Genomic DNA, 7,043 nt, shown 5'->3' on the forward strand with positions numbered 1-7,043 from the left:
TTAACTGCTATTGCTTTCCGCTTATGCTTAAATGCTTTTTGCTTAATTGCTTATTTTTATCCGCATTCAAACCAGTTTTCTCCGGTTCCCACCGTTACAGTTACCGGCACCTTTAAATCCGCAGCGCCTTCCATCAGTTTAACCGCCATAGCTCGCGCCGCAGCTGTTTCTTTTTCCGGAACGGAAAAAACAAGTTCATCATGCACCTGCAATATCATTTTTGTCTTCATCTTTTTATTTTCAAGTTCGCCCTGAATATCTATCATGGCTTTTTTTATTATATCCGCGGCGGTTCCCTGGATAGGCGCGTTTATTGCCGCCCGCTCTGAAAGTTCCCTTACGGTCCTGTTGGCGCTGTTAATATCCTTAAAATATCTGCGCCTGCCCATTAACGTTTCCACATAGCCGTTCTCTCGCGCGGACGCAATTGTGTCCTGCTGATATTTTTTTACACCCGGAAAATTGGCAAAAAATTTGTCTATGTATTCGGACGCTTCATAGTTGCTTATCTTAAGCTGCTTGGCAAGGCCGTAGGGGCTCATTCCGTAAATAATTCCAAAATTTATAGTCTTGGCAAAACGCCTCTGTTCATGGGTAAGTTTTTCTTTGGATACTTCAAAAACTTCACACCCTGTTATTGTGTGAATATCTTCGCCTTTCTTAAACGCGTCTATCAGTTTTTTGTCATTTGACACGTGCGCCATTATCCGCAGTTCTATCTGCGAATAGTCCGCTTTAAGCACTGTTTCGCCCGCGTCAAGAGGTATGAATATTTTTCTTATGGCCTTTGCCTCTTCGCTTCTTACCGGAATATTCTGTATATTTGGGTTGCTTGATGAAAGCCTGCCGGTAGCCGCGACTGTCTGATTATAAGACGGAAATATTCTGTCATCGCGGGTCATATAGGACAGTATCACATCAAGAAAACCGCCTTTCAACTTGGTCAAAGACCTGTATTTTAAAATTTCAGCCACGGCAGGATGCGCGTCTTCAAGGTTTGACAGCACTTCTACATCAGTGGAAAATCCTGTTTTTGTTTTCTTCTGCGTCTTTAATTTCAGTTTCTCAAACAGAATCACCGAAAGCTGTTTTGGCGAATTTATATTAAACTCTTCACCCGTAAGTTTATATACCATTTTCTCTGAAGCGGCTATCTCTTTTTCCGTATCCTTAATCAGCTGCAGCAGAAATTTCCTGTCAATTTTAAGCCCTTCTTTTTCCATAACAGCCAGCACGCGGGAAAGCGGAAGTTCTATCCCCGAATACATGGCGCTTAACGACGCTTTTTTCATTTTTTTACCAAGTTCAAACGCAAGGTCTTCCGCGTGGGCGCAGAGAGAAAAGACATATTTATCTATATTTTCTTTTTCTGCCAGTTCTATCATTATCTTTTTGGCGCCTTTTCCCGCAAGTTCATCAAAAGACAGAAAAGTGCCGCCAAGGTACTCCGAAAATACGCCCGCGGCGTCCTTAAAGTTTCTTTCCGGGTCCACAAGATAAGACGCCAGCATTACGTCAAAAATATTTTCTTTATCATCAAGCGCCGAATCCCTGAATATGCGCTTGGCGGAATTGGTTATTATTTTTTTTCCTTTTAAATATCCGGGCAATCCGGTATATGAAGAACCGAACATGTGCCAGTATTTTTTGCCGTCTGACACAGCCGCTATTTCCACGCTTTCTTCCCCGCCAAAAAAAACAGATACAGTATCAGCTGCCGCAAGTTCTTTTTTTATTTCATCAAAAGAGGATATATTCACTGATTTTTTCTGCGCCTTTACCTCCTGTTTTACCTGTCCGCCCGATACAAGCGATTTAAAGTTATATTTTATAAACTCCCTGTCAAGAGCCGCCGTATCCATTGAACACACCGTGCACTCTTCGCTTTTAAAACCAATCTTTTCAAGGGGTGTCTTGTCGGTATTAAGCGTAATTAACTTTCTGCTTATTTTCAATTCTTCTATTCCGGCAAGGATAAATTTTTTAGCGCGCTCCGGTTTGATTTTTTCCGCGTTTTTTATGATGCCGTCAGCGGAACCGTACTCTTTTACCAGCGCGTACGCCGTCTTTTCGCCTATGCCTTTTACGCCGGGAATATTATCCGCGGAATCGCCCATAAGCGATAATACGTCAATTATCTGATGCGGCTCTATTCCCATTTTAAGTTTTACGGATTCGGGGGTAAGTATGGTTTCGCCGTCCCTGCCTATCCTTAAAATACTTATGTTTTTATTTACAATCTGTATAAGGTCTTTATCTCCGGTTAAAACCGTCACTTTCATTTTTTTCTTTTCAGCATCATGCGCGGCGGACGCTATTAAATCATCCGCTTCATAGCCTTCTTCTTCCAGAAGCGGAATTCTTCCCGCAGCCGCTATTTCTTTTATGAGCTTCATCTGTATTTTCAGGGAATCCGGCATCTTCTGCCGTTTTTCCTTGTATCCCGGAAACATTTCATTTCTGTAAGTCTTTCCCGGAAAATCAAACGCTATGCAGAAGCAGTCCGGTTTTTTATCTTTTATTATCCTTAGCAGCATGTTGTAAAATCCATAAACAGCGTGCACTTCCATGCCGTCAGCCGTGGTCAACGGAGGCATTCCAAAAAACGCCCTGTACGCAAAAGAGTTTCCGTCAGCTATATAAAAAGTTCCCATTATTCATCCCCTTCGTCATCGCCGCCATAGCGTTTTGAAACGTTTCTTTTGTCATATGTTATTTTTACAAGATAAAGCCCCTGCGGAGGCGCCGTATTTCTTACAAGCGCCCTGTCCTGTGTTTCCAGCATTTTTTTTATATCCTGCACGGATATCTGCCCCTGCCCATAAAGGACAATTATGGCTGTAAGGCGGCGTACCATATTGTACAGAAAACTTTTTCCCTTAAAATCCAGAATGATCCACTTGCCGTTTTTCTTTACTTTTATTGAATCAATCGTGCGTGTGTATTCCTTTGTATCGTTACCGGCTTTGGAAAAAGAAAAAAAGTTATGCCTGCCTGTTAATACGGCGGCTGCCTGCCTTAATTTTTCAACATCAAGTTTTTCGGGTATGTGCCAGCTGCGGCCGTTGTACACCGCATAATACAGCGGAGAATTACAGATAACATACCTGTACAGTTTTTGTTTTACGTTATAGCGCGGGTTTAAACCTGCCGGCGCGTCTTCAACAGACATTACCCTGATGTCGTCCGGAAGAAGGCCGTTTAAAATTGGTTTGAAGTTTTTTGCCGGAATTAAAGTGTCCGCGGAGAAAGATACCACCTGCCCGTACGCGTGAACGCCGGCGTCTGTCCTGCCCGCCCCGAATGTTTTGATATCCGCGCCGAAAAATTTAAACAACGCGTGTTCAAGTATTCCCTGAACGGTCAGAAATTTGTCCTGCCTCTGCCATCCATAATATTTGGCCCCGTCATATGACAGGACCATCTTATACGTCTTTCTGCTCATCTTTTTTTGCCTGTTTTACGTTATTTCTGCCGGAATGCTTTGCGTCATACAAAGCGGCGTCGGCCCTTTCAACAAGCGCCTGTTTTAAAATAGCGTGCGTGGGATATTCCGCCACGCCAAGGCTTATGGTGACATTTATAAGTTTATCATCGCCGTAAAACGCGTGTTCTTCTATTGCTTTTCTTATTTTTTCCGCGGTTTTTACCGCGGATTCAATATCTGTTTCCGGCATTATAACCGTGAACTCTTCGCCGCCGTAACGGCACAACGAATCTACCGGTGAAATCTGGCTGCGTACAACCTCTATTGTCTCCTGAAGAACCACGTCGCCGATTCCATGCCCGTAAGTGTCATTTATTTTTTTAAAATGGTCTATATCAAGCATTATCAGTGACATCTTATTTCTGAACCTCTTGGCAAGGTTAAGCTCTTCTTCCATCTTGGTTTCAAAATATCTGCGGTTATACGCGCCGGTAAGCCCGTCAATTATCGCGCGCCTTTCGCTTTCTTCTTTCTGTTCCCTTAAAACACTGGTGGCATCTTTTACATGTTCAATAACTTCCTTTTCAAGTTTCTTTCCCGTCTGCCTTCTTAACTGGCTTACAATTTCAACGGATTTATTTTTTATTTCCGTCTTTACAAGGTTAATAATTTCAGGCAGCTGTTTTTTCATCTCTTTATCTATCTCTTTTTTAATCTGGTTGCGTACCTGCGCCCTTATGCTGCGGCGCATCATCTTCAGGGAAGCAAGTTCTTTATTTATGGTCTTTTTAATATTGCCGATAACAACAACCGTTATTTCCCTTTCAATTTCACTGTTCATTTCGCCAAGAAATTGTTCTTCTTTTTTTAACATTTCCTCGTAGCGTTCCTGAAATTCCAGGCCTATTTTTTTGGCTTCTTTAAGCTGTTCCTTTAAATTTTTAACTTCGCCTATGACCATTTCCAGGTCTTTTTTTATCTCTTTTAAATCCTTATCTTCAGCCATTTACATCCTCTCCCTTTTCGTTATTCCAATTATGTCAAAACACGTTTCAAGAGTTTTCTTAAGCGCTTTTATCAGAACAGCCCTTTTGGGCGACACTTCCCCTGTTTCAGATATTACCCTGTGCTTGTTGTAGAAAGAGTGAAACTTGGAAACCAGTTCAAACATAGCCGCCACAAGCGTGGAAGGCGCGTATTTGGCTGCCGCGTCTTTTATTACATCAGGCATATTAAGCATATACAGCAGTATGTCCTCTTCTTCCGGTTCCAGCGCCGAAAAATCCGCTTCTTTTGATTCATATTCTTTATTTGCCGCTTCTTTTATTTTCAGCAGAATTCCACACGTCCTCGCGTACGCGTACTGCACATAGAAAACAGGATTCTTATCAGACTGTTCCTTTGCAAGTTCAATATCAAAATCCAGATGCGAATTATAATTGCGCATAATGAAGAAATACCTTGCCGCGTCTTTGCCCACTTCGTCAATCAAATCATCAAGCGCCGCTATTTTGCCCGCGCGCTTGCTCATCTTTACTTTTTCGCCGTTCTCCATAAGGTTAACCTGCTGCAGGATAAGCACATCAAGTTTATCTTTTTCATATCCAAGCCCCTGCACAATGGCTTCCATTCTTTTTATGTATCCGTGATGGTCGGGCCCAAGTATATTTATTACACGGTCAAAACCGCGCTTTTCAAGTTTGTTAAGCATGTACGCGATGTCGCTGGCAAAATACGTAAACTGCCCGTCCTGTTTTTTTACAACCCTGTCCTTGTCATCGCCGAACTCTGTTGTCTTAAACCATACAGCGCCTTCTTCTTCCTTGAACAGACCGCGCTTTTCTATTTTTTCAAAAGCTTCTTCCACTTCTTTACTTTTATGCAGTTCAGATTCATAAAACCAGTTATCAAATGCCACTCCGAATTTTTCCAGCGTCTGTTTCTGCCACTGTATCATCTTTTCAAGGCCTATCTGTCTGAAATAGTTATTTTTTAAGTCAAAATTATCCCTATACTGAGCTACAAGCGAATCGCCCTTTTCCGCTTTTATCTTTTCCGCAAGTTCAATTACATACTGCCCAAGATATCCGCCTTCGGGAATATTCGCGGACGTGCCAAAAAGCTCCATATACCGTTCTTTAAGCGACAAACCAAACAAATCCATCTGCCTGCCGTAATCATTAACATAATCTTCTTTTGTAACCTTATAACCTGACATTGACAGAAGTTTACCCAGCGAATCGCCGTAGGACGCCGCCCTTCCGCTTACAACGACAAGAGGCCCGACCGGATTGGCGCTTACGAATTCAAGGTTTATTTTTCTGCCATTACCAAGGTTATTGCAAAAAAAACCGTCATTTGACAGAAGCATTTTAACCTGTTCCAAATAATATTCCGGGGATATATAAAAATTCACATAACCCGGCTTAACCGGCTGCGGATCAATTATGTTTTTATTGGTTTTAAGCAGTTCCGCAACAGAAGCTGCCGCGTCAAAAGGGCTCTTTTTTAGGGCTTTTGAGAGCAAAAAACCCGCATTTACGCCGTAAGTACCGTGTGTCCCGGCGGGAGCTTTATCAACCTTAATGGAATCAATATTCAGCTCTAACGCGAAATTTTCCCGCATACAATCTCTAAAAATGCCTTTTAAATAATCATTAAATGCCATTATATCTCCCCGATTAAAATTTGACCCATTATATGGTTAAAACACTTAAAAATCAATGAAATTTAGGGATTTACGGATGAAACAAGAATTAAGTCTATGCCTGATTTTTAGGATAAAAAGTTTAATCTTATTAAATCCCCCGTTATTTTTACCGCTTTCGGACGGATCCGTTGCAAACACGTCTGCAGAAAATCATCTGTTTAAATAAAGTTGAAATTCTTCGGGAGCTAAAACAGGAATGGCTGAGTGTTTATAGTCTTTTTTATTACCTGTTATAATGCAGTCCGCCTTTACGCCGATTGCCGAATAGTACTGCAGCGCGTCTTCAAAGTCTTTAAAATCAGATACTATAGCCATATCAACAGTTTTCGCGTCAACAGGCGCTATATCAAAAAGCATCCGGATTTTTTCCAGAATTTTTATTGCATTAGTCCTGTTTGTTTCTTTTTCAATAATATAATGAATTATACTAATGCTTACAGATGACAGATACGTTTTCAGGCCATGCCTTTTTGCCGCCGCTACCGCAGCCATTGAAGCGTTATACGAACCCTTTCTTGCAAGATGGATATCCAGTATTACGTTGGCGTCAAAAAGAACAGTTTTCATCTGTATTTTTTCCATATATGCTTTTTGTAGACTTCTTTAGGGTTATAATCATGTTCTTTTCCGTATATTACACCGGAAATTTCTTTTAAAACAGGCAAGTCATCATAATTATCTTCGTTCTGTACCGTAAGGGATTCAAAATACGAAGCAGCCATTTTGGATACAGAAGTTTTATTCTTTTTTGCGGTTAGTTTCGCTTTTTTAATTGTCTTTTCATCAAGCAGAAGCGTAAGTTTTGTCATAACCACCTCCTATACGTATAAACATATCATTTTAATACGTATAAGTCAAGACTTCGCCTTACTTGTATTTTCTTTAATCCGTATTTGCCGAATAAAA

Annotated in this window: 6 protein-coding genes; all 6 read right to left on the reverse strand. The window is 41.2% G+C overall.

Annotated elements, in window-relative coordinates; genetic code table 11:
- Window positions 1-56 precede the first annotated feature (56 nt).
- Window positions 57-2,654 carry a DNA polymerase I gene (polA, locus tag JXR81_09395; protein MBN2755055.1) on the reverse strand — a complete coding sequence of 866 codons (2,598 nt, stop codon included), beginning with the start codon at window positions 2,652-2,654 and terminating at the stop codon, window positions 57-59.
- Window positions 2,654-3,445, reverse strand: a complete 792-nt coding sequence (gene truA, locus JXR81_09400; GenBank protein ID MBN2755056.1) for a tRNA pseudouridine(38-40) synthase TruA — start codon at window positions 3,443-3,445, stop codon at window positions 2,654-2,656. Before truA ends, polA begins: the two co-directional genes overlap by 1 nt.
- Window positions 3,426-4,433: a diguanylate cyclase gene (locus JXR81_09405; protein ID MBN2755057.1), complete on the reverse strand. Its 1,008-nt coding sequence runs from the start codon at window positions 4,431-4,433 to the stop codon at window positions 3,426-3,428. The genes truA and JXR81_09405 overlap by 20 nt, the downstream gene beginning before the upstream one ends.
- The gene (locus JXR81_09410; protein ID MBN2755058.1) at window positions 4,434-6,095 is read right to left on the reverse strand and encodes an arginine--tRNA ligase; all 1,662 of its coding nucleotides are present in this window, start codon (window positions 6,093-6,095) and stop codon (window positions 4,434-4,436) included.
- 192 nt (window positions 6,096-6,287) lie between these two features.
- Window positions 6,288-6,719, reverse strand: coding sequence for a PIN domain-containing protein (locus JXR81_09415; GenBank protein ID MBN2755059.1), 432 nt, complete (start codon window positions 6,717-6,719; stop codon window positions 6,288-6,290).
- Window positions 6,701-6,946 (reverse strand): hypothetical protein, encoded by a 246-nt coding sequence (locus JXR81_09420; protein ID MBN2755060.1) that lies wholly within the window; start codon window positions 6,944-6,946, stop codon window positions 6,701-6,703. Before JXR81_09420 ends, JXR81_09415 begins: the two co-directional genes overlap by 19 nt.
- Between the last annotated feature and the right edge of the window lie 97 nt (window positions 6,947-7,043).

Source organism: Candidatus Goldiibacteriota bacterium (genome assembly GCA_016937715.1).
Classification (GTDB): Bacteria; Oederibacteriota; PGYV01; order PGYV01; family PGYV01; genus PGYV01.

Bases quoted from the DNA above. Each gene is read 5' to 3' on its own strand.
- polA (MBN2755055.1), bottom strand. From the start codon at position 2,654: ATGGGAACTTTTTATATAGCTGACGGAAACTCTTTTGCGTACAGGGCG.
- truA (MBN2755056.1), bottom strand. From the start codon at position 3,445: ATGAGCAGAAAGACGTATAAGATGGTCCTGTCATATGACGGGGCCAAA.
- JXR81_09405 (MBN2755057.1), bottom strand. From the start codon at position 4,433: ATGGCTGAAGATAAGGATTTAAAAGAGATAAAAAAAGACCTGGAAATG.
- JXR81_09410 (MBN2755058.1), bottom strand. From the start codon at position 6,095: ATGGCATTTAATGATTATTTAAAAGGCATTTTTAGAGATTGTATGCGG.
- JXR81_09415 (MBN2755059.1), bottom strand. From the start codon at position 6,719: ATGGAAAAAATACAGATGAAAACTGTTCTTTTTGACGCCAACGTAATA.
- JXR81_09420 (MBN2755060.1), bottom strand. From the start codon at position 6,946: ATGACAAAACTTACGCTTCTGCTTGATGAAAAGACAATTAAAAAAGCG.